General features: G+C 67.3%; 3 protein-coding genes. 2 read left to right on the top strand and 1 reads right to left on the bottom strand.

Going from position 1 to position 1377, the window contains the following annotated elements:
* The first annotated feature begins 123 nt into the window (after positions 1-123).
* Together TOK_RS22915 and TOK_RS22910 are read left to right on the top strand one after the other, a co-directional pair.
* Positions 124-555: a hypothetical protein gene (locus tag TOK_RS22915; protein WP_098960077.1), complete on the top strand. Its 432-nt coding sequence runs from the start codon at positions 124-126 to the stop codon at positions 553-555.
* 47 nt (positions 556-602) lie between these two features.
* Positions 603-1040, top strand: coding sequence for a Zn-ribbon domain-containing OB-fold protein (locus tag TOK_RS22910; RefSeq protein WP_098960076.1), 438 nt, complete (start codon positions 603-605; stop codon positions 1038-1040).
* Between the two features lie 87 nt (positions 1041-1127).
* On the opposite strand, the gene TOK_RS32825 is transcribed toward TOK_RS22910, so the two are convergent.
* Positions 1128-1377 (bottom strand): hypothetical protein (locus tag TOK_RS32825; RefSeq protein WP_172457724.1); only part of this gene is annotated, 250 nt, incomplete at its 5' end.

The following is a 1377-nucleotide window of genomic DNA, read 5'->3' as shown; positions in this document are numbered from 1 at the left end:
GGCCGCAAGTAAACCCGCACAACATCAGTTACACCGCTCAGTTGACAGTCCCCGGAGCGTGCGCGGGACCTGCCGCACAAGCCGGTGTACATCACCGACTGGGCACAGGTGCGAAACGACCGAGTGCCCCCTGACGGGACGTTCGGTCCGCTGGACGACTTCTACGACCGTGGATTCGATCTGGCCGGGCGGCTGTGGTCGAGCAGTGGATGGAAGCCGCGGGACGTCGCCGTGGTCCAGCCGTACGACGGCTTCACCCCGCTGGTGTACTTCTGGCTCGAGGCGTTGGGCTTCTGCCCCGTCGGGGAGGCGTGGCGGGTTCTCGAGGACACGGATCTCGACCCGCAGGGGACGTTCCCCCTCCTGTCGGGCGGAGGGAACACGGGGTGGGGGCGGCTGCACGGGCTGCCGCAGGTGCTGGAGTGCTACCTGCAGCTGGCGGGACGCGCCGAAGCACGCCAGATCGCCGGCGCGACGACCGCCCTGTCGACCTACGCCACACCCGCGCGCAACCTCGGCCAAGCGATCTTGTACACCAACGACCCCGCAGCGTAGGTGGCGATCGTCGCGGGCGCTGCGTCCGCCAGTCCCTGGAGACACCGATGTCCACACCGGACTACGACAAGCCCGTACCCGTCCCGGACGAGGACACCGCACCGTTCTGGAACGCCGCGAGGCAACATGACCTCGCATTCCAGCGATGCGACCACTGTGGGGCGTTCGCGCACCCACCCGTGGCGTTCTGCCTGCGTTGCAACGAGGTGACGACTCCGTCATTCACCTTCGAGCGAGTGGAGCCCACCGCCCGTGTCGTGAACTGGACCCTGATCCAGGATCAGATGGTCGCCGGGTTCGAGGACGAGCCGCCGATCTGCTGGGTCCTGGGCGAGATGACCGCGCACCCCGGCCTGTTCTACCCGGCGGCCTTGATCGACTACGTGGAGTCGGACCTGCAGATCGGCGCCGTGCTCGACGTCGTCTTTCGTGACGTCGCACCGATGACGACGTTGCCCTACTTCCGGCCGGCTCCGGCCACGTAGCGCCGGAGGCCGGCGGCGCACGGTGCCGCTTCCGGGTCGGAGCCGGGTCGGGGCGCGTGAGTTGTCCAGTTGGCTGCTCGGCTCGGTTCAGGAAATGAGTTCGATGGGGGTCTTCGAGCGCTTCTCGTAGTACTTGCCGATGGCTTGCAGGTGGTCGCGCCAGTACGTCTGGGCGTCCTCGCCGGTGTCGGTGTCGGTGTCGGTGTCGAGGATTTCCAGGAAGCGTTCGTGGGCGCGGTGGGAGCGACGCATGCGGTTCTTCAGTGTGGTGCTGGAGGGCGTGTCGGAGATCTGGCTGTGCTGGCGTCGCATGAGTTCGGTGGCCATCTCGGCGAAG

It is taken from the genome of Pseudonocardia sp. N23 (assembly GCF_002583555.1).
In the GTDB taxonomy this organism is placed as follows: Bacteria; Actinomycetota; Actinomycetes; order Mycobacteriales; family Pseudonocardiaceae; genus Pseudonocardia.
Note: the sequence above shows the minus strand (reverse complement) of the source record. Positions and strands in the feature narration are given on the sequence as shown.

Bases quoted from the DNA above. Each gene is read 5' to 3' on its own strand.
- TOK_RS22910 (WP_098960076.1), top strand. From the start codon at position 603: ATGTCCACACCGGACTACGACAAGCCCGTACCCGTCCCGGACGAGGAC.